Origin of the sequence: Bacillus sp. FSL L8-0099 (assembly GCF_038006385.1) — a bacterium.
Taxonomy (GTDB): Bacteria; Bacillota; Bacilli; order Bacillales; family Bacillaceae_G; genus Bacillus_A; species Bacillus_A toyonensis.
This window is the reverse complement of the sequence record NZ_JBBOVC010000001.1, coordinates 1,268,908-1,288,317: the sequence shown is the minus strand read 5'-3', so window position 1 is coordinate 1,288,317 and position 19,410 is coordinate 1,268,908. Positions and strand designations below refer to the sequence as shown.

Below are 19,410 nucleotides of genomic sequence, written 5' to 3'. Positions count from 1 at the left end.
GCAAAAGACATCGGGATTTATCCGATGTCTTTTGCTTTTTACATTTCCTGCACTTCTTCAAAATGCATTTGCGGAGGAGCTAAGCGGAACATATTTGTAATATATAAAAGGTACCCCATTCCAATAGCAGCCCAGCAAATACCGAGAATAAGTGAATGAACATTGAGATTAAACCATAGTACTGCTACAGTACCAGCACCTAAAATAGGCATAACTAAAAAATTTAAACAGTCTTTTATCGTTTTATATCTTTTCTTCTTAATTACATAGTAGGAAATTACAGATAAATTAACAAATGTAAATGCAATAAGCGCTCCAAAATTAATAAGTGATGCTGCCGTTTCTAAATCAATGAATATCGCAGAGAGTGAAATAACTCCTACAATAATAATGTTATATACTGGCGTTCGCCAGTGAGGATGAATGTATCCGAATATTTTCTTCGGAATGACATTATCTCGCCCCATTACGTACAATAATCTAGACACACTTGTATGAGAAGCTAAACCAGACGCAAGTGTCCCCATAAGTGTTCCTACTAAAAAGAAAGCTTGAAATAGTTTTCCACCAACATATAGCGCAATTTCTGGAGACGCTGATTCTTTATCTTTAAATACAGATGTATCTGGAAAGAAAGATTGTGTAAAATACGTAGTTGTAATGAATAAAACTCCACCGATTAAAGCAGTAAGAAAAATAGCTCGAGGTATTGTCTTCTTCGCGTTTGGTGTCTCTTCCGAAAATGTAGTTACTGCATCAAAACCTAAAAATGAAAAACAAAGAATTGTTGCACCTGCAACTAACGGTGATATTTGTATATCTGATTGAAAAAACGGCTGAATGGAAAAAACTTCTCCTGTTCCCTCTCCCGCTAATAAACCTTTTATAACTAGAAAGACAAACACGGCCATTACTAGCACTTGAAATATTACTAAAAACGTATTGAAGTTAGCAGTAACATTTACGCTAATAACATTTATAAGTGTAATCAGTAGAATAAAACCAATGACCCATATCCAATTAGGAACACTTGGAAAAAATGCTGACAAATAAATTCTCGTTAATAGTGCGTTCACCATCGGCAGAAATAAATAATCCAATAATGCGGACCATCCAACAAGAAACCCAAGTCTTGCACTAATTGTTTTCTGTGTATACGTATAAGCTGATCCTGCGGTAGGAAAAACCTTTACCATTTTGCCGTAGCTTGCAGCGGTAAACAACATCCCTGCTAATGCAATCAAATAAGCTCCTGGAACATGCCCACCCGTTTTTTCCGAAACGATTCCAAACGTATCAAATCCAACCATCGGTGTCATATACCCGACCCCTAGCATAACAATTGACCAAAGCCCTAACGAACGTTTTAAACCAACTACTTTTCCCACCTATCATTCCCCCTACTTTCTCTATCTCATTTTCATTTGAAAATTGACAGCAAAAAGGAAACGCTTTCAAATAGATGTATACATCACACCAACTATTACAATTCCCTTTTGTTTTTAAATATCATGCAATTTTCGAGCCAAAATGTATGTAATTAAAAAATTCAATTCGAAAGAAAACATATAAGTGGAATGAGGCCTCACTTCTTCTCATTTTTTATTCATTTTGACATAAGTTATTCAATCTCTCATACTGCTAAATATAAAAAATAAAACTTTAATTCGTGTTTTTTATTTTCACTCCCTTACAAATTGGGCTTTTATGAGATAGGAATATTTCCATGAAATAATAACATTATGTAAACTATCCATAGAAAAAAGCTGTCTTTTCTATAAAGACAGCTTTTTTCTATGACACGATATTAAAAATTGAATGCGAAGTCATCGTCAGATAACTTTTCAACGTTCGTTGCTTTTACGTAACCATTTCCTTTTACAGAGAAGAAATCATGGTTTTTCGTATCTGTACGTAGACCATTTAAAACGATTGGGTTAATTTCTTCTTCTTCAAACTTCGGCTCAAGTCCTAAATTCATAAGTCCTTTATTCGCATTGTAGCGAACGAAACGATTTACATCGTCTACAAGACCGATAGAAGTGTAAATTTCTTCTGTGTATGCCATTTCAATTTCATATAGTTCCATTAATAACTCTTGCGTTTCTTTTTGCACTTCTTGTTGATCTTCTGCAGAAAGCTCTGCGAAAAGTTGTTGTGCTAAAATACCGACGAATACGCCGTGAATGGACTCATCACGAATGATTAGGTTAATAATTTCACCACTTGCCGTCAATTTACCTTGACCTGCTAAGTAAAGTGGATAGAAGAATCCACTATAGAATAAGTAACTTTCTAAGAACACACTTGCTACCATTGCCATGTATAACTCTTTTTTCGTTACTTGAGGCTTTAATAAACGACGATAGTAACGAGTAATAATACCAGCCTTTTTCTCAAGTAATGGATGATTGTCTACCCATTCAAAAATATCATCAATTTCTTCTTCAGTAGCTAACGTTGTGAAAATATGACTGTAACTCTTCGCATGTACTTCTTCCATAGCTCCCATGAAAGCTAATACACTTTTTGCTTGTAAATTTTCAAGATGAACAAGTACAAGTGGCATCCCTTCGCCACCTTGTTTCGTATCTAAAAGTGTTAAACCACCTAATACACGCTTATAAGCAACTTGCTCTTCTTTTGATAATTGTGCCCAAGTATTTTTGTCAGAAGACACCGCGATTTCTTCTTCTGTCCAAAACTGAGCGATGTTTTGCTTCCAAAACATTAAACTAAAATCGTCTTCCTTTTTGTTCCAGTTTACCGCACGCATTCAATCGCCCCTTCTCTAAATAAACATGAAAAATTGATAACTAAGCATGAGCAGGGTTCAGAAAACCCTGCTCATAATGTCTCACTTTTTTATATTAAACGGTACAAGCTACGCACTCTTCCACGCTTAATTTACGTGTTCTCGTATAATACAGACTCTTTAAGCCTTTTTTATGTGCATAGATGTAGTAACGTGCTAACTCACGTGTTGAAATATCACTATTAACGTAAAGAATTGTACTAATTCCTTGGTCAATATGCTCTTGAATTTCTGCAATTAAATCAATTAATTTAAACTGATTCATATCGTAAGAAGATTTATAGTACCAGAACGTATCTTTTGATAAATACGGCATTGGATAATATGTTGTCGCATTCGCATACGTTCTTGATTCGATTTGACTTACGATCGGCATTACGCTTGAAGTTGCATTTTGAACGTAACTGATAGATTGTGTTGGAGCGATAGCAAGACGGTATGAATTATATAATCCCTTCTTCTGCACTTGCTCTTTTAAACTTGTCCAATCTTCTTTTGTTGGAATATGAATTCCTTCAAATAGTTGCTGAACTTTTTCAGTTACTGGGCTGTAATCTGTCGTTTCATACTTCTCAAAGTATGTGCCGTTCGCATAATCAGACTTATCGAAGTCTTTAAATGTTTCGCCTTTTTCTTTAGCGATTTCCATACTTTTCTCAATAGAGTAGTAATTTAACATCATAAAGAATGTACGAGCGAACTCTTTCGCTTCTGCACTTTCATAACCAATTTTATTTTTTGCTAAATATCCATGTAAGTTCATTGCTCCAAGTCCAACTGAATGAAGCTCATCATTTGCTTTTTTCACAGTTGGTGCATTCGGAATGATTGTCATATCAGAAACAGCTGTTAAAGCTTCCATTCCTGCATGAACTGCTTCACGAATTTCTTTATTTTCCATTACATTTACGATATTTAGTGATCCTAAGTTACAGTTAATATCGCGGCGGATAATGTCATCTGTACCGTAATCATTTATTTCAGAAGTTTCTTGTAGCTGGAAGATTTCTGTCTCGAATGTTCAACCGAGTTCGCTACTCCTCAGTCCGTTGCTCATGCAACTGCTGTATGTCACCATACAGGACAGACTATATCATCACCTACAGCATTACCTGATTAGGTGCTCCGCTTTTCGAACGCCAATCGCTTGCGTTCTACTCCCATAAGGGATAGTCGTTAGGCTTTTACTTATCTTAATCTTTCAGAAAGTCTCTTATTACTTTATGTTGTCTGATCACTCTGCTATACAAAATAATAAGATACATTCTGAACTTTTCTATGCTCATTCTAAGATAAGATTTAGCACGGTAGGTTACCTCAAACTTGAGGCTTTCCCCGTTTAACGGAGTTTTCGACTAGCATTTCTACTAGAAGGTGCTACATATTTAACACAAGTTCGACATCTTCACAGTTCCAATATCCTTCAGTGGATGCTGGTTATTTGCATTTGATTTAAACATTAAGTATGGGTAACCAGACTCAAGCTGAATCATTGCGATTTTAATAAGCATATCACGTGCACTAATATCTAGCGGCTTCTTCTTCACTTTCGGATTGCTCATTAATTCATCGTACATTTCATCAATATCAATATCATCTAAATGCTTGCCATATTCTTTAAACACCGTATAAGGCGCGAAAACATGGAAAGGTTCGTTTTTCTCAGCAAGCTCAAAGAACTTACTTGGAACGATAATTCCGATTGATAGAGACTGAATACGGCTCTTCTCGTCGGCATTTATTTTCTTTGTATCAAGGAATTCGATAATATCCCAATGGAAGATGTTTAAGTATACTGCACCAGCACCTTTTCGTTGGCCAAGTTGATTCGCATATGAAAACGAATCTTCAAGCAATTTCATAACAGGTACTACACCACTTGCAGCGTTATCAATCCCTTTAATTTGCTCACCACGCGCACGTAGCTTAGATAAGTTTAAAGCTACTCCCCCGCCAATTTTTGATAATTGCATTGCAGTATTAATGTTAAAGCCGATTGAATTTAAGCTATCGTCCATCTCTAACAAGAAACAAGACACCATTTCTCCTCTTCTGCTTCTTCCCGCATTTAAAAAGGTTGGTGTCGCTGGTTGGTAGTTTTGTTTTACAATCATGCTTGCGAATTGTTTTGCCTTCGCAACATCACCGCGTCCTAAGTATAATGACACAATTGCTACACGATCTTCATAGCTTTCTAAGTATTGTTTTTGATCATTCGTTTTTAACGCATAATCTTTGTAGAACTTAGATGCTGCCATATAAGATTGGAATTCGAAGTTTTCACCATAAGCGATGTTATATACTCCTTCTACTTCCTCCAAGCTATACTCGTCCAGAACATTGTAATAGTAATCATGTTCTTTCATATACTCCATTCGCTCTGCCACGCTATTAAAAGGAACGGTATTCTCTCTAGCTTCTTCCATAAAGACTTCTAATGCCTCTTTATCTTTATGAAGCTGATAAAAACCGTCCTGCATTTGCGTGATTTCATTATTCAGTTCAATGTGTCGCAATCTCCCGCACCCTTTCCTTAAAATATTCTACATCGTTATTTGTTCCTGATAACTCAAATTTTGATACAATAGGCACTTCATATTTAGCAGAAATTTTGTCAGCACTTGCACCGAACATGTCTCCCCAGTTACGATTGCCGCTTGCAGATACGCCTTTTAATTTGTCATTATTGCGCTCTAAAAATTCTAAAACACGTTCTGGTACATTGCCAAAACCTGTTGTATACGTAATAAGAATAAAGTCTTCATCTATTACTAGATCTTCACCAATTTGAACGGCCGGCATATTTAATTTGTGAATGAAACGCTTCACGTTTCCTGTCATAGAATCATATGCAACTAACATTTCCGACCCTCCCTCTCCAATCTATACTCTTTGTATGTCATTTCTTAATTTCTCTATATATTGTATTACGTTTCAAAATAAGACACAAGATATATGTATAAATTCTTTCTTTTTTTAACTTTTACTTTTCGACAAGACCGCCGATTTTTTTCAATACAATGACTATGAAACAACATTCTAAAACTCATGTCAATAAAGTGCTTTTCAAAAAAGTTGTCAACGAATTTAACCTCATTTTAAAAAAAGTTAACAATATATTTTGTCATAAAACGGCAAATGCTGGAGGAATATATTTCTCCAGCATCACGCAAAAAAGAACAGACATGAAACGATAATCTGTTCTAACAAACGATTACATTTATCAATTTTACTTTATTAAATATTATACATATACTTTCGTTGCTCGTTACATACTAAAAGATAACTATTATAGAAAAAGATTATTATTATGGCGTTTCAATTTATGTATGAAAAGTTTATTCAGAGTGCTCAATACGCAAAATATCTTTTACAAATATGTGATGCGGATTCTCATCTTTATCAAGCATTGTACATACAGGAGCTTCTTCATCAAAGTATACGATCATTCCTTCTACGTACTCATATGTCTGTTGAACTTGTACAGTTACTTTAATTTCTGCCGCTTGCTCATACGCCCTTTTTATTTTCTGAAGCATTTTTGTTGAACATTTTCGTTTCTCTGGATACATAACCATTCCCATACATCTATTTCCGGCTCTATCTTTCCACATATAATCCCAATGCGGTAAAATGCCTTGTTTAAAATCGCCCATAATTCTCCTCCCCTTTATCTTCTATTTATGAACGTGGCGTTTTTGAATATGTATAAATTACCTGTCCGCCGCGTTGTGCATTCCCAATAATATGTTTAAAATCTTCTCGACTTACTACAACTTTCCTAAACGTATAAAATACATCTTTCGTTGCAACATACTCCTTTATCTCACCATTTTTCAGCTGATCCAAAATTGTATTTGCTAATTGTTCATCCATGTATTTCACCTCTATGCAATATTTTATTTTATCGTATCTTTTATAGGTCAACAACTGTAAATTTTTCCTGTTGCTATGCCTTCATTTCATTTTCATTATTTTACAAGCAGTATTGCTTTATTATATGTCCACTAAATATCATATACTAACATAGCTACTTCTCTATATCAAACATTTTGGCATTCAATCATACAAAGTTCCATACCACTATGTTACAATATACAAATAGAACTAGGAGGGATACTATGATTCGGAAAGCAACAAAGACAGATGCAAAGGCAATATCTCCTTTATTGTATAATGCTCTGCATGAAATTGCTGAAAAAATCACTGGTAGCACAGTTGAAGCAAATGTATTACTAGGACTTGAAAAATGGTTCGTAAAAGAAAATAATCGATTGAGCTATGAAAACTGTTTAGTGGCGGAACAAGATGGAAAGGTAGTTGGGGTTATTGTCGCTTATCACGGTAGTGACGCTCAACAACTTGATGCACCAATCATACGCCACTTAAGAGAACTACATGAAGATGAATCCATTACGTTAGAAAAAGAAGCTGAACTTGATGAGTATTATATTGACACGTTGTCAGTTTCAAATATGTACGGCGGACGTGGCATTGGCTCTAAGTTAATCGATGCAGCTGAACTTCATGCAGCTGAAACAGGTTATGAAAAAATCGCCTTACTTGTTAATTTAGAAAACAAGCGTGCTTTTTCACTGTATGAAAAACTAGGTTACAACAAAGATAAAACCGTAATGCTCGTTGGCGAACCTTATGCTCATCTAATAAAACCATTACGTACATTGGTTTCTATATCTTAAAAAAAAGCACACGATTTTATATAAAATCGTGTGCTTTTAAGTTAATTTTGTATTTAATACACTTCCATTCATCGCCTCATGGAACGTATACTTTGTATATCCCCACGGCTTCCGATGAAAAATAGGAGGTCCAGACCATCCCATCGCCCTCAGTTCCGCACCAATCATCGTATTAAAATAGCTATGTCCTACTATCGCGATTTTCCCGTGCACCATTGCATAGTGATGTAACATGTTAGCAGCTTCTTTTGCCCTTCCCCTTGCTTCCTTATACGACTCAACATCTTTATGATACCCAACCATCCATAAAGCACGTCCAATAAAAAACCAAGTCCCCGGCTTACATTTAAACCATTCTGGTGCAAAAAAACTCGACGGTACTTCTACTTCTCTAAAAAGAGAATTTTGCACAAAGGACAAAGAATTCATTAATTCCGCTGCTGACTGTACAGCACGTCTTTGATCACTCGATACAATTAAATTTGCCGATTCTACTGCCTCAATTGTTTCAATCGGTATGTTACATTCCCTACTCATACTATCTACATCATATCTCTTCAGCCATTCATGAAATGAAGTAATTGTCATCGGTTCTATAGTACTATTCAAGCGACCATGACGAATAAAAGATATCCACATTCTTTTCACTCTCCATTCATCACTTACGAACTATATTATGTACTATTTCTTACATTCATCATAACATGCTGAAAATAAAAGTTACATATTGTTACATATCTCCGCCACTACTATGAGTAACTGAAGCATCTATTCCATCAAAATATGTATTCGTTTCATGTTGACGAATTTTCTTCAACTGTGTATAAGAAAATAAATATAAGAACAAAGCTATAAAGCTCCCCATAATTTCAAACATTATTTTACCGTTCCTATTTCCCCCTTATTAAACAGACCAACATCCATTTTCATTATAAAGATATAAACACTTTTTCTCCAGCATCATATGAAATATGGATATTATCTTACAAAATATGAATATTTTTCGACTTTTTCCTTTGAAAACATTTACAAAACAGGAAACATAGTTCAAAATAAAGGAAAATAAAAAATCCCAAATTATTCTTTTTTGGAAAAACTGTAACAAGGAGAGTTGCTTATGCAGATCGCAGAAACTGGAGATATCATCGAATTTAAAGGTGGAATGCAAGGCCGTGTTCAAAAGGTAAATCAAAACTCTGTTATTGTTGATATAACAATTATGGAGAATTTTAGAGAACTAGATATGGAACCTCTTACAGTTGTAAGTCATAAAAACTATACTGTCATTAATCAAAATGCATAATATAATAGAAAGAAAAGTCCTGTATAGTATACAGGACTTTTCTTTCTATTAACGATTATCAATCGTTTCCGGATATAGATCGTGGTTCATCATACGGTAATCTGCCATTTGTTCATACTTCGTTCCTGGTCGACCGTAGTTGCAATATGGATCAATTGAAATACCACCACGTGGTGTGAATTTGCCCCATACTTCAATGTAACGCGGATCCATTAATTTAATTAAATCATTCATAATTACATTCATACAATCTTCGTGGAAGTCACCGTGATTGCGGAAGCTAAATAAATATAACTTTAAAGATTTACTCTCTACCATTCTTTGTTCAGGAATGTAGCTAATATAAATTGTTGCAAAGTCTGGTTGTCCTGTTTTCGGACATAAGCTTGTAAATTCAGGACAATTGAATTTTACAAAGTAATCACGGTTTGGATGGTTATTATCAAATACCTCTAAAATTTCTGGGCTATATTCAAATAAATATTTTGTATTTTGATTTCCTAATAATGTTACATCTTTTAAATCTTCATCTAATCTTCCTGCCATTTTAAACATCCCTTCTCTTTATACGCCTCGTTTATTTCCCCATACTAACGCATGAAGCTGCGGCAATACTTTCGCATCATTCATTTTTTTACAATTAACAGCTTTTTCAATAAGCCACTCATACTTATCTAATAATTTTTTAATAAGCATTGCATCATCCACTGTTTTCGTATCATCGTTCCCTACTTGTAAGAAAAATGGTACAGATGGATAACGTTCGTGCATCTTAACTGCATATTCAAAGTCGCGATCATCGAATACTACTACTTTTAAACTAATATCTTTTCCTGCTAGTTTCTGAATTACAGCATCTAACTTTTGATAATCTGTTTTCATTCCCGAACTTGGTGGTTTTGGCGAAATGGTTATCTCATCAATTTGAAGTAACCAATCTTGCCATTTACTCCCTTGTGTTTCTATCGCCGTTCGCATCCCATTCTCTTTTAATATAGAAAGAAGCGACTCAATATTTTTCAATAAAACAGGATTCCCACCCGAAATCGTAACATGAGAGAAATTTTCTCCTCCAATTTCAACAAGCTCATTCCAAATGTCTTCCGCTGGCATTTGTCTAATTTGATCTTTTGCCGATCCATCCCATGTAAAAGCAGAATCACACCAAGAACAGCTATAGTCACAGCCAGCAGTTCGAATAAACATAGTCTTTTGCCCGACAACCATGCCTTCTCCTTGAATAGTCGGACCGAATATTTCTAAGACAGGGATTTTACTCATCGAGCATCCACTCCCGTCTTACTTCCGCATAACTAGTTGGCGTCTCAAATAGACGAACAAATTCAACACGAGCTCCTTTATATTCGTTCACACGATTATCTTTCGTTAATGCTTCTGCCATCTTTTCATAAATCCAAACGACCATATTCTCAGCAGTCGTATTCATCGCTGGTAATGTTTCGTTTAAATAACGATGATCTAAATATATTTCAATTTCGTTTTTCCAAATTTCTTTTATATCTCCAAAGTCAATTGCAAGGCCTATTTCATTTACATATCCACTAATCCCAAATACAACTTTATATGTGTGACCATGTAAGTTTTTACATTTTCCTTCATAACAGTGTAAATGGTGTGCTGCATCAAATGTAAATTCCTTGCTGACCATTACTCTTTTATTATGATATTTGAGTTGTTTACGTTGAATATCCTTGTCCATTTTTTGCAAATTTTCTACGATGCGAAATCCAAAGAAATTATCCATTAGTTGTTCGCTCCTTCGCGTTCTTGTAAGTACGTATCTAATCCTGCTTTACGAAGTTGACATGCTGGACATTCACCGCAACCATCACCAATGATTCCGTTATAACATGTTAATGTTTTTTCTCTAACAAACTCGAATGCGCCAAGTTCATCAGATAATTTCCACGTGTCTGCTTTATCAATCCACATAAGTGGTGTATGAATGACAAATGGATAATCCATAGATAAATTTAATGTAACGTTTAACGATTTCACAAACACGTCACGGCAATCTGGATAACCACTAAAATCAGTTTCACATACACCCGTTACAATATGACGTGCCTCAACTTGTTTTGCTAATACAGCAGCAAATGATAAGAATAGTAAATTTCGTCCATCTACAAATGTCGATGGCAATTCACCTTCTTCATGTGTAATCTCCATATCCGTTCTCGTTAACGCATTTGGAGCAAGTTGATTTAATAGACTCATATCTAGTACCGTATGTTTAATTCCTAGCTCTTTCGCAATTTCCACTGCACAATCAATTTCTAATTTATGACGTTGATTGTAATTAAATGTTACAGCTTCTACTTCTGCAAACTGCTCTATTGCCCAAAATAAACATGTTGTACTATCTTGTCCACCACTAAAAACAACAACTGCTTTTTCTTTTTTCATTTCACTCATTCTCCTTCTCTACTACGAATAAGAAGAAAGAACGTTCTTGAACTGTCACAATAAAAAAACAAAACAATACCTAAGGATATTGTTGTTTCCATAGTTTTTTATAGAGGGAGTTCGCGAACCTCTCCCATGCGGTGCATGGAATTTCTTCTTTCATTGACAAAACATATTGTAACATATTGTATACTACCAGAAAAAATTTCTGATTTTTCCGCTATTTTATATTCCATTTCTTTCATTTTATAGTATGATTAATTTACTATTCGGAGAGAGGAGGCATCCCACTGAAACACTTTATTATTTACCTCTTTTTAAATATTTTATCCATTCTCGTTACAATGCTTATTTATCACTTATTTTGGAATCAAAAAGGGAAACGGTCTCCTAAATTAAATTCAGCTATATTTATTGTACTGTGTTGCCTCGCTACAATACTATGTATCACTTTTGCAGCAAAAACAAATAATGGTTTTCAATTTGATATGCGTCATATCGTATTAATTGTCGGTACATTGACAGGAGGACCTATTGCTGGTGGTTCTATTTTAGCTGTATTAAACATATATCGCTTCTTATTAGGAGGAATAGGTGTTTTCCCATCCCTTATCGCTTCTATTGTTCTATTTATTGTTCTACTATTAACGTACAAATTTTTCAATCGAACTTCTAATCGTATAAAAATAGCACTTGCTATTATTTACAGTCTCACATATGGATTTAGCTGGATACCCTTCTTCCTTTCAGAAGTTACAAATAAGGTAGATTATATACCCCATATTATTGTGTATGAGTTATGTACGATGCTTGGTACGATCCTTATTTTATATTTACTACACATATTACAAACTCAGGTTCGTCTCCAAAATGAGCTTATGAACGCTGAGAAATTTCATTTAATTGGTGAAATGGCAGCTTCCATCTCGCACGAAATTCGCAATCCTTTAACTTCAACGAAAGGATTTTTACAACTATTGCAGTCTGATACATGTACCGAGCAAGAACGGAAATTATATATCGATATTGCCATTAATGGTATCGAGCAAGCAAATCATGTTCTCACAGACTATTTAACCTTTGCAAAACCGAGTATTGAAAAAGAACAAACACTACAACTCGAGGAAGAATTACTGCATGCACTATCTTTAATTACACCACTTGCCAATTTAACAAATGTCCGTACTCATTACATAAAGCAAAGTACTTCTTTCTTTATCGCTGGAGAGAAGCAAAAACTAAACCAATGCTTATTAAATATTTTAAAAAACTGCATTGAAGCTATGCCAAAAGGCGGCGATCTTTATTTCACATTAGTTCCTGATCATAAGCATATCCAGCTATATATAAAAGATACAGGAGTTGGTATGGATCAAGAACAAGTGAAGCGCCTCGGTTCTCCTTTCTATTCAACGAAAGAAAAAGGGACTGGTCTTGGAATGATGGTTGTATTCAGTGTTGTTCAAGCTATGAATGGAAAAATTGATATTATAAGTGAAAAAGGAATCGGTACAACCTTCTTATTAACCTTTCCACTCATACAAAAAACGTGATGAAATAATCATCACGTTTTTTCTGTTCCTTCAACTAATTCAGCAAAAGCTTTCACTTTTCCATGTGGTTTTTGATTCTCTTTACGTGCTTTCCAAGCACGCTCTTCTTCTCTCTTTTTCTTGGACATACTTTTCAACTCCTTCTTTTCTTTCTCCATGTAGTATTCCAAAGTAAGAAAGAAAACTATGCATGTATCAAAAAAAGAAGTGGTTTCCCACTTCTTCCACTTTATCGCTGCAAAATTGCGTATTTCGCCTCTTTTAACTGTGTAAGATGTCTTTGCTCATGCAAATCAAGAAATTGAGCCCACTGATACAAATTCAAATCATTAAAAACAGGATGCTTTAATCCATTTGCAACTAATTCTTTTTCATCTATGATACTATGAAGCGCATGTAATAGTTCTTGTCGTGAATGTTCTAGCAATTGAATTCCTTGCTGTTTTTTCATTAAAGTTTCTGTTGGTTGCATTTGCTGAGGAGCTTCTCTTTTATGTGTGCGATCAAGCGTAAGTTGGAGGTCTTTAAATGGAGTCGCGTTTCTTTCATTTTTGTGTAGAGCATATACAAGGGCAGATGTGACAGATTGTTCAACTAAATGTAAGTGATGTAAAATTTGAATAATACTCCATTTATCACGGCGTGGCTTTACATTCACTTCTGTATCATTTAACATTTCAATTTCTGATAATAGCGTGCTTCGGGTAGACTGCAATGAGTTCACCAAACTTTCTAAACTCACATCCATATTAGATTGAAGCATACTTCTTTCCCCCTTTTTTGTTGGTGAAAAGAGGTGTTCCTTCTTAGAAACACCTCTTTAGTATTCTGAATTTTCTTTTATTATCTCATCATTTCCCCATTATGTCGATGTTAAACATGTGAAAAAAAGCGCATGTTTTTTACAATTTTGTGTCGTCAATCGCATGTAGCCATGCTTCAATTTCTGTAATGACACTTTTCACACAACCTTCAGCAAATGGTGATGTTAAATTTGCCACTTCTACTAATTCCAAGAATGATTTACTTCCACCTTGTTGGCAAAGGTTCACATAATCTTCCCATGCCTCTTGTCTATTATCTCTTGCGCGCTTCCAAAATTGCAGTGCACAAATTTGAGCTAACGTGTAGTCAATATAGTAGAACGGCGAGCTATAAATATGTCCCTGACGTTGCCAGAAGCCACCGCGCTCTAAATAATCATTATCTTCATAATCACGATGCGGTAAATATTTCTTCTCTATGTTACGCCATGCTGTCTTACGCTCTGCTGGTGATGCTTCTGGATTTTCATATACATAATGTTGGTATTCGTCGACAGATACACCATATGGTAAAAACAGAAGTGCTGAACTTAAGTGTGAGAAATAATATTTATCTGCATCTTCTTCAAAGAATAGTTTCATCCATGGCCATGTAAAGAATTCCATACTCATAGAATGAATCTCACACGCTTCATATGTTGGCCAATTATATTCTGGAATTTCAAATTTACGACTTTCATATACTTGGAAAGCATGACCAGCTTCATGTGTTAATACATCAATGTCACCAGATGTTCCATTGAAGTTTGAGAAAATAAATGGCGCTTTATAATTTTCGATATATGTACAATATCCGCCACCAGCTTTTCCTTTTTTCGCAACTAAGTCTAATAAATCATTATCTAACATGAAATTGAAAAATTCATCTGTTTCAGCTGATAACTCTTTATACATCGTTTTCCCATGATTAATAATCCAATCTGCATCTCCTTTTGGAGTTGGATTACCTGTAGCAAATTCAAAGTTTTCATCGTAATATGCTAGCTTTTCTACACCGATACGTGCTTTTTGTCTCTTTCTTAATTCCGTTGTAACTGGAACGATATAATCAAGTACTTGCTGACGATAATTCGCAACCATCTCCGCATTGTAATCTGTACGATACATTCTTGCATATCCTAGTTCAACAAAGTTTTTGAAACCTAAAGATTTCGCAATTTTCGTTCTTACTTTAACAAGCTCATCATAAATACGATCTAGTTCTTCCTCATTTCCAGCTAAAAATCCGTAGTATGCTTCACTTGCTGATTTACGTTCACTTCTTTCTTTTCCTTGCATAAATGGAATCAGTTGCGATAATGTTCTTTCTTCTCCTGCAAAGTCAATTTTTGCAGATGCTAACAACTGTGTATATTGTGAAGACAATTTATTCTCTAATTGTAAATCTTTCACGATTTCATCTGAATATGTTTTTAAATCACATTCTGCTAGAGCGAATAATTGCTTTCCGTAATAGGCTTCTAATTCTTCACGAAATGGAGAACTAATTAACGCCTTATAATATTTTGTTCCATATCCTTGTACAACTGGAGAGTATTCATCAAAGAAATCTTGCTCCTCCTTATAAAAAGCATCTGTCGTATCAACAGAATGACGAATGTAACAAAGATTCCCCATTGTACCAAAATCATTGCGAATTTCATTAATTGAATTGATAACTTGTTTTTGTTCTTCTACAGTTTTTGTGTTATCAAATTTCTCTAAAGCAACAGTAAATTTCTCTTTTAATTCTTCAATATTTGGCCGTTTATATTCATAGTCTTTAAATGACATGAACGAGCCTCCTCTCCATTATGTATACCTTTACTATAATTCAATACTTCTTCCCAAATCCCCTCTTAGTTTTCAACAAAATTCGGCAGCTGCCATCTTACTTACTTATATGCAAAAAAGCCTTGGATTTTTTATCCAAAGCTCCTTTGGAACATAGTATCACTTTTCATACTTTCCAATTTTTTTCAACAAATCAAGTAATTCATCCTTTTCATCCTTCGTTAACATTTCAAAAGACTGATGTATAACTTGCTCATGCCCCGGAAAAATAGAAGCAATAAAACTCTCCCCAGACTCCGTTAATTGCGCATAAATAACACGTCTGTCATTCGGACATGGGATTCTCTTTACTAATCCCTTTTTTTCCAGCTTATCTACAACATATGTAATGCTGCCACTAGCTATTAAAATGCGCTCACCAATTTGCTGAAGTGGTTGACCACCTTTATGATATAGCAGTTCTAATACAGCAAATTCAGTTGGATTTAACCCGTTACTTTGTATAGATTTATTTGTAGTATCCATAACAGAACGGTGTACACGAGATAATGCAATAAATACTTTTAAAGATTGAGAAATATCTTCTCGTTCATTATTTGATGTCATACAACTTTCAACCCTTCACTTAAATTCTCAGCAATAAAAAGAAAATACAGCTTAATACTTCATGTGAGTTCCGAATGAGCATTCACTCATCCATTTCCTCTCCCCTAATATATTACGAATGATTCTTGAATAAAAACATGACAATTTTAACATAGTTTATATATAATGATAATAAAAAAAGAAGGAGTACCACATTTGAAAGTCAAATTCCAAAGCATAGTTTTATATATATTGCTTGTTATCCTACCAACGATAGTGATTGGTGCTACATTTTATTCCTATCATACGTATAAAATGAAGCAGGAAAACAAAACATCTGCTCATACGGTTCTCTTTTTATATAGAGACTATTTAGATCATCACCTTGGTGAAGCAATTTCTGCCTTAGAAATGCTTGCAAAAGTCGTAGGTACCGAGACTGGTAACATAAATGGGATTAAACAAATTGTACATGATACAGATGGAAACGATGCGCGCTTTTCTGGTCTATATTACGTTACACCAGAAGGAACCATTACCATCGCATCAGAAAGCGAATCAAGACCTGTAGACGTCTCAGACCGCAAGTATATTCAAGACGCATTACAAACTAAGAAAACAACTGTATCATCCGTCATTACAGATCGCGTCCTTGGACATCAAGCTATTATAATCGCTTCCCCAATATTTAACAAACAGAAGGAACTCTCAGGCTTATTGTTAGCAAGTTTACGCTTTGACTACATTTCATCTTCTTTAAATGCTATTAAACCACAATACCATTTCGAAGTAACTGATAAACATGATGTAGTTTTTCTAACTGATGACAATAATGAAACAAGCGATGCGCATTCTAATATGCTCACTACCCCACTCCAAAGGTTAAATTGGAAGGTCTCTGTTTCTCCATTACCTATCCACAAGCAAACTTTATACCAATGGGTTGCAATAGAATGTATAGCTACTTTATTTTTAATGTCTATCTTATTTTTACTCGCTCAATATATGTTATTAAAACGGCAAACAAAGCTGGAAAGACAACAAAATGAACTGCAAAAAATTGAATTGGTTGGAACTTTTGCAGCGAGTACAGCCCACGAAATCCGCAATCCTCTTACGGGAATTAAAGGACTCGTTGCGCTATTAAAAGAAAAATATAAAGATGAACAGGATCAGTTTTACTTTTCCATCATCGAACAAGAAATAGAGAGAATTAATGAAATTGTAAGTGAATTTCTTATTCTTGGAAAGCCAACTGCTATCATTGAACAAACATATGATGTGAGAACTATTCTAAATGAAGTAGCATTGATTATTCAATCTGAGGCGAATCTACATAACATTGTATTCCATCTACATTTGCCAGACCATCCTGTTCATATCCGTTGCTCAAAAGACCATATGAAACAAGTGGTTTTAAACATTACAAAAAATGCAATTGAAGCCATGACTTCTAGTGACACACTAACCATTGTCATAACAGACAATGAAACACACGCACAATTGCAAATTATTGATACTGGAAAAGGTATTCCAAAACATATTCAAAAACACCTCTTTCATCCGTTCTTTACTAATAAAGATACTGGAACAGGTCTTGGACTTGTCATATGTAAACGAATTGTAGAGATGTACGATGGGCATATTTTTATTGACAGTAAAGAAAACGAAGGAACGACAGTTCATATCGAAATACCGTTACATAAAGTATAATTATCCTTATCACAAAAGGGTAATTATACTTATTTCATAAAACCCGCCACAAGCATTCGCCAAAAATTATTCGATTTTCCTTCATATCCGATTTGGAAAATAGGTACCTTTATAATGGAAAACCATTTTGGTGTTTGTTTTTCTTTATAGCGCTGGTATTGTAAAATAAGCTTGTCCAATTCTTGACTAACTTGAATTGTTTCCCTACTAGTTAACCCGCTTGTTAATCCTAGTTGAATCATTTCTTCACGCTTCATATGAATATCACGTGAAAGCTTTTCTAATGTGTACTTCCTTTTTACAGTAAACATCCATATCCCCCTTATTATTCTTCCATGCTCTCAACTTCACTATTGACCTTTTACCTGCTTAATCATATTCAAATTTGAAGAATCAGAAAATTAAACATTTTCTCCCTGTAATTTACAAATCTTTACCCTCACTTTGAGAATTATTACAAATTATTCTATCTTTGTAAATACATTCGCAATAATAGACATTTTTTTCATCTTCTTTTTTTACAAATACCAATTAAATAGCGGTTTCTCTATTTAACATATACTTTTCTTCGACATTTTTTGTTTAATTTATATAAAAACGCAAAACATAATGATGATTGATAAAGTGAAACTTTAATCAGTGGGGGGTGTTCATCCCCCACTGATTATTAGCACTCACCAATCGGGCGTTTACGAGCAGTGGATCTCCCCCCTAACTTCTTTGCTCCAGCCGAATTTTGAGGTGAGAATCTTACTGCCCGCAAATAGCGGGATAAAATAGAAAGGAAATATTTATATGCGCAAATATACGATTGCATTGCTCATTTTTACTATGTTCTTACCATCCTTCTTGTTTCCGATTCAAGCCAATGCCCATACAAATAAAGTAGCTATTGTCATTGACGACTTCGGAAATAATATGAAGGGAACTGATAAAATGTTATCACTTCCCATTCCACTGACTGTTGCTGTTATGCCTTTCCTTCCTTCTACAAAAGAAGATGCAATAGCAGCCCATAAAAAAGGCCATGAAGTTATTATACATATGCCAATGGAACCTATTAAAGGTAAAAAAGAATGGCTTGGACCAAAAGCACTTACAACTGATTTAAGCGATGAAGAAATAAACAACCGACTCGAACAAGCGATTAAAGAAGTACCGCATGCAATTGGAATGAACAATCATATGGGATCAAAAGTAACAGCTGACGAAAGAATTGTACGTCTTATACTTACAGCTTGTAAAAAACACGGTTTATTTTATTTAGATAGCAAAACAAACCCTAATAGTGTCGTCCCACAAATCGGAAAAGAATTAGGGGTGCCTATTATTGAAAACCAACTATTTTTTGATGATGTTTATACAGCAGGACATATTTCAAAACAAGCTCAATTACTTATCAAAAAAATTCAAGAAAAACCAATTATGGTAGCTATCGGACACGTTGGGCCTCCAGGTAAAATTACATCACGTGTTATAGAAACCTCTATTCCCAAAATTCGCGAGCATGCAGACTTTATTTTTTTGTCTGATTTAGCATTATCTCCACCTGCTGTTTCAAAATAAAGTGAAACTTTAATTAGTGGGGCATTCACCACTAATTATTAGCCCTCACCAATCGGGCGTTTACGGGCGGCGGTGCTCCCAAAAATAGTGGGAGACAATTCATCACTTACACGAAAAAAAGGTACCACTCTACATATAGCAGATTGGTACC

The 19,410-nt window shown here is 34.7% G+C and carries 22 protein-coding genes, 1 pseudogene and 1 riboswitch; of the genes and pseudogenes, 5 read left to right on the top strand and 18 right to left on the bottom strand.

The annotated features are described in order from the left end of the window. Positions 1–38 precede the first annotated feature (38 nt). The 7 genes and pseudogenes from MHH42_RS06710 to MHH42_RS06680 all read right to left on the bottom strand — a co-directional run bounded on the left by MHH42_RS06710 (position 39) and on the right by MHH42_RS06680 (position 6,691). On the bottom strand, positions 39–1,388 hold the full coding sequence (locus tag MHH42_RS06710) for an APC family permease (protein ID WP_070172894.1): 1,350 nt from the start codon (positions 1,386–1,388) through the stop codon (positions 39–41). A 419-nt stretch (positions 1,389–1,807) separates the two neighbouring features. Continuing rightward, complete coding sequence (gene nrdF, locus MHH42_RS06705) at positions 1,808–2,776, bottom strand: class 1b ribonucleoside-diphosphate reductase subunit beta (protein ID WP_001203017.1); 969 nt, start codon at positions 2,774–2,776, stop codon at positions 1,808–1,810. A gap of 94 nt (positions 2,777–2,870) precedes the next feature. Further along, complete coding sequence (locus MHH42_RS06700) at positions 2,871–3,821, bottom strand: ribonucleotide reductase (RefSeq protein ID WP_340894706.1); 951 nt, start codon at positions 3,819–3,821, stop codon at positions 2,871–2,873. Between the two features lie 382 nt (positions 3,822–4,203). Then, positions 4,204–5,331, bottom strand: a pseudogene (locus MHH42_RS06695) (ribonucleotide reductase N-terminal alpha domain-containing protein); the annotation flags it as partial. Then, a complete protein-coding gene (nrdI, locus tag MHH42_RS06690) occupies positions 5,318–5,677 on the bottom strand; it encodes a class Ib ribonucleoside-diphosphate reductase assembly flavoprotein NrdI (RefSeq protein WP_000959449.1) in 360 nt (119 codons plus the stop codon). The pseudogene MHH42_RS06695 and the gene nrdI, both read right to left, overlap by 14 nt. 476 nt (positions 5,678–6,153) lie before the next feature. Further along, positions 6,154–6,471 (bottom strand): hypothetical protein, encoded by a 318-nt coding sequence (locus tag MHH42_RS06685; protein ID WP_000502193.1) that lies wholly within the window; start codon positions 6,469–6,471, stop codon positions 6,154–6,156. 25 nt (positions 6,472–6,496) lie between these two features. Continuing rightward, complete coding sequence (locus tag MHH42_RS06680; protein ID WP_000344285.1) at positions 6,497–6,691, bottom strand: hypothetical protein; 195 nt, start codon at positions 6,689–6,691, stop codon at positions 6,497–6,499. A gap of 245 nt (positions 6,692–6,936) precedes the next feature. Here MHH42_RS06680 and MHH42_RS06675 point away from each other — a divergent pair, with 245 nt between their 5' ends. Next, positions 6,937–7,515, top strand: coding sequence for a GNAT family N-acetyltransferase (locus MHH42_RS06675; RefSeq protein WP_000619577.1), 579 nt, complete (start codon positions 6,937–6,939; stop codon positions 7,513–7,515). A 36-nt stretch (positions 7,516–7,551) separates the two neighbouring features. On the opposite strand, the gene MHH42_RS06670 is transcribed toward MHH42_RS06675, so the two are convergent. Both MHH42_RS06670 and MHH42_RS06665 read right to left on the bottom strand, forming a co-directional pair. Further along, entirely contained in the window at positions 7,552–8,154 is a 603-nt protein-coding gene (locus MHH42_RS06670; protein ID WP_000264991.1) for a histidine phosphatase family protein, read from the bottom strand. A gap of 91 nt (positions 8,155–8,245) precedes the next feature. Beyond that, a complete protein-coding gene (locus MHH42_RS06665; protein ID WP_000461689.1) occupies positions 8,246–8,392 on the bottom strand; it encodes a hypothetical protein in 147 nt (48 codons plus the stop codon). A gap of 240 nt (positions 8,393–8,632) precedes the next feature. Here MHH42_RS06665 and MHH42_RS06660 point away from each other — a divergent pair, with 240 nt between their 5' ends. Continuing rightward, positions 8,633–8,818, top strand: coding sequence for a YkvS family protein (locus MHH42_RS06660; RefSeq protein ID WP_001165081.1), 186 nt, complete (start codon positions 8,633–8,635; stop codon positions 8,816–8,818). Positions 8,819–8,866: 48 nt separating this feature from the next. Here the strand turns inward: MHH42_RS06660 and queF are convergent, their stop codons facing one another. Genes queF through queC form a run of 4 tightly spaced genes read right to left on the bottom strand, consistent with a single transcriptional unit; the run spans position 8,867 to position 11,245 of the window. Beyond that, positions 8,867–9,364 (bottom strand): preQ(1) synthase, encoded by a 498-nt coding sequence (gene queF, locus MHH42_RS06655; protein WP_000918895.1) that lies wholly within the window; start codon positions 9,362–9,364, stop codon positions 8,867–8,869. 18 nt (positions 9,365–9,382) lie between these two features. Continuing rightward, positions 9,383–10,099: a 7-carboxy-7-deazaguanine synthase QueE gene (gene queE, locus MHH42_RS06650; RefSeq protein WP_000036310.1), complete on the bottom strand. Its 717-nt coding sequence runs from the start codon at positions 10,097–10,099 to the stop codon at positions 9,383–9,385. After that, positions 10,092–10,583 (bottom strand): 6-carboxytetrahydropterin synthase QueD, encoded by a 492-nt coding sequence (gene queD, locus MHH42_RS06645; RefSeq protein WP_000368413.1) that lies wholly within the window; start codon positions 10,581–10,583, stop codon positions 10,092–10,094. The genes queE and queD overlap by 8 nt, the downstream gene beginning before the upstream one ends. Beyond that, the gene (gene queC / locus MHH42_RS06640; protein ID WP_000711602.1) at positions 10,583–11,245 is read right to left on the bottom strand and encodes a 7-cyano-7-deazaguanine synthase QueC; all 663 of its coding nucleotides are present in this window, start codon (positions 11,243–11,245) and stop codon (positions 10,583–10,585) included. The genes queD and queC overlap by 1 nt, the downstream gene beginning before the upstream one ends. A 93-nt stretch (positions 11,246–11,338) precedes the next feature. After that, a riboswitch (PreQ1 riboswitch) is annotated at positions 11,339–11,382 on the bottom strand. 207 nt (positions 11,383–11,589) lie between these two features. Here queC and kinB point away from each other — a divergent pair. Then, positions 11,590–12,798, top strand: a complete 1,209-nt coding sequence (gene kinB, locus MHH42_RS06635) for a sporulation sensor histidine kinase KinB (protein ID WP_002038243.1) — start codon at positions 11,590–11,592, stop codon at positions 12,796–12,798. Positions 12,799–12,809: 11 nt separating this feature from the next. On the opposite strand, the gene MHH42_RS06630 is transcribed toward kinB, so the two are convergent. From MHH42_RS06630 to MHH42_RS06615, 4 genes are all read right to left on the bottom strand, one after another. Next, positions 12,810–12,926, bottom strand: a complete 117-nt coding sequence (locus MHH42_RS06630) for a DUF6254 family protein (protein ID WP_000038354.1) — start codon at positions 12,924–12,926, stop codon at positions 12,810–12,812. A gap of 101 nt (positions 12,927–13,027) precedes the next feature. Next, on the bottom strand, positions 13,028–13,561 hold the full coding sequence (locus MHH42_RS06625; protein WP_000941966.1) for a DinB family protein: 534 nt from the start codon (positions 13,559–13,561) through the stop codon (positions 13,028–13,030). A gap of 139 nt (positions 13,562–13,700) precedes the next feature. Continuing rightward, positions 13,701–15,395 (bottom strand): M3 family oligoendopeptidase, encoded by a 1,695-nt coding sequence (locus MHH42_RS06620; protein ID WP_000008590.1) that lies wholly within the window; start codon positions 15,393–15,395, stop codon positions 13,701–13,703. A 159-nt stretch (positions 15,396–15,554) separates the two neighbouring features. Next, a complete protein-coding gene (locus MHH42_RS06615; RefSeq protein WP_000203343.1) occupies positions 15,555–16,001 on the bottom strand; it encodes a MarR family winged helix-turn-helix transcriptional regulator in 447 nt (148 codons plus the stop codon). A 195-nt stretch (positions 16,002–16,196) separates the two neighbouring features. Here MHH42_RS06615 and MHH42_RS06610 point away from each other — a divergent pair, with 195 nt between their 5' ends. After that, a complete protein-coding gene (locus MHH42_RS06610; RefSeq protein ID WP_097895113.1) occupies positions 16,197–17,693 on the top strand; it encodes a DUF3149 domain-containing protein in 1,497 nt (498 codons plus the stop codon). 29 nt (positions 17,694–17,722) lie between these two features. Here MHH42_RS06610 and MHH42_RS06605 read toward each other — a convergent pair whose 3' ends face one another. After that, on the bottom strand, positions 17,723–18,004 hold the full coding sequence (locus tag MHH42_RS06605; protein WP_000495542.1) for an aspartyl-phosphate phosphatase Spo0E family protein: 282 nt from the start codon (positions 18,002–18,004) through the stop codon (positions 17,723–17,725). A gap of 484 nt (positions 18,005–18,488) precedes the next feature. Between MHH42_RS06605 and MHH42_RS06600 the strand changes: the two genes are divergently transcribed. Continuing rightward, complete coding sequence (locus tag MHH42_RS06600; RefSeq protein ID WP_340893031.1) at positions 18,489–19,259, top strand: divergent polysaccharide deacetylase family protein; 771 nt, start codon at positions 18,489–18,491, stop codon at positions 19,257–19,259. The last annotated feature ends 151 nt before the right edge of the window (positions 19,260–19,410 follow it).

Excerpts from the sequence above, each read along its gene's own strand:
- MHH42_RS06605 (WP_000495542.1), bottom strand. The coding sequence starts at position 18,004 with ATGTTTACTGTAAAAAGGAAGTACACATTAGAAAAGCTTTCACGTGAT.
- queD (WP_000368413.1), bottom strand. The coding sequence starts at position 10,583 with ATGGATAATTTCTTTGGATTTCGCATCGTAGAAAATTTGCAAAAAATG.
- nrdI (WP_000959449.1), bottom strand. The coding sequence starts at position 5,677 with ATGTTAGTTGCATATGATTCTATGACAGGAAACGTGAAGCGTTTCATT.
- MHH42_RS06630 (WP_000038354.1), bottom strand. The coding sequence starts at position 12,926 with ATGTCCAAGAAAAAGAGAGAAGAAGAGCGTGCTTGGAAAGCACGTAAA.
- MHH42_RS06625 (WP_000941966.1), bottom strand. The coding sequence starts at position 13,561 with ATGCTTCAATCTAATATGGATGTGAGTTTAGAAAGTTTGGTGAACTCA.
- MHH42_RS06675 (WP_000619577.1), top strand. The coding sequence starts at position 6,937 with ATGATTCGGAAAGCAACAAAGACAGATGCAAAGGCAATATCTCCTTTA.
- queE (WP_000036310.1), bottom strand. The coding sequence starts at position 10,099 with ATGAGTAAAATCCCTGTCTTAGAAATATTCGGTCCGACTATTCAAGGA.
- MHH42_RS06685 (WP_000502193.1), bottom strand. The coding sequence starts at position 6,471 with ATGGGCGATTTTAAACAAGGCATTTTACCGCATTGGGATTATATGTGG.
- queC (WP_000711602.1), bottom strand. The coding sequence starts at position 11,245 with ATGAAAAAAGAAAAAGCAGTTGTTGTTTTTAGTGGTGGACAAGATAGT.
- queF (WP_000918895.1), bottom strand. The coding sequence starts at position 9,364 with ATGGCAGGAAGATTAGATGAAGATTTAAAAGATGTAACATTATTAGGA.
- MHH42_RS06600 (WP_340893031.1), top strand. The coding sequence starts at position 18,489 with ATGCGCAAATATACGATTGCATTGCTCATTTTTACTATGTTCTTACCA.
- MHH42_RS06615 (WP_000203343.1), bottom strand. The coding sequence starts at position 16,001 with ATGACATCAAATAATGAACGAGAAGATATTTCTCAATCTTTAAAAGTA.
- MHH42_RS06620 (WP_000008590.1), bottom strand. The coding sequence starts at position 15,395 with ATGTCATTTAAAGACTATGAATATAAACGGCCAAATATTGAAGAATTA.
- kinB (WP_002038243.1), top strand. The coding sequence starts at position 11,590 with ATGCTTATTTATCACTTATTTTGGAATCAAAAAGGGAAACGGTCTCCT.
- MHH42_RS06665 (WP_000461689.1), bottom strand. The coding sequence starts at position 8,392 with ATGTTTGAAATTATGGGGAGCTTTATAGCTTTGTTCTTATATTTATTT.
- MHH42_RS06670 (WP_000264991.1), bottom strand. The coding sequence starts at position 8,154 with ATGTGGATATCTTTTATTCGTCATGGTCGCTTGAATAGTACTATAGAA.
- MHH42_RS06660 (WP_001165081.1), top strand. The coding sequence starts at position 8,633 with ATGCAGATCGCAGAAACTGGAGATATCATCGAATTTAAAGGTGGAATG.
- nrdF (WP_001203017.1), bottom strand. The coding sequence starts at position 2,776 with ATGCGTGCGGTAAACTGGAACAAAAAGGAAGACGATTTTAGTTTAATG.
- MHH42_RS06680 (WP_000344285.1), bottom strand. The coding sequence starts at position 6,691 with ATGGATGAACAATTAGCAAATACAATTTTGGATCAGCTGAAAAATGGT.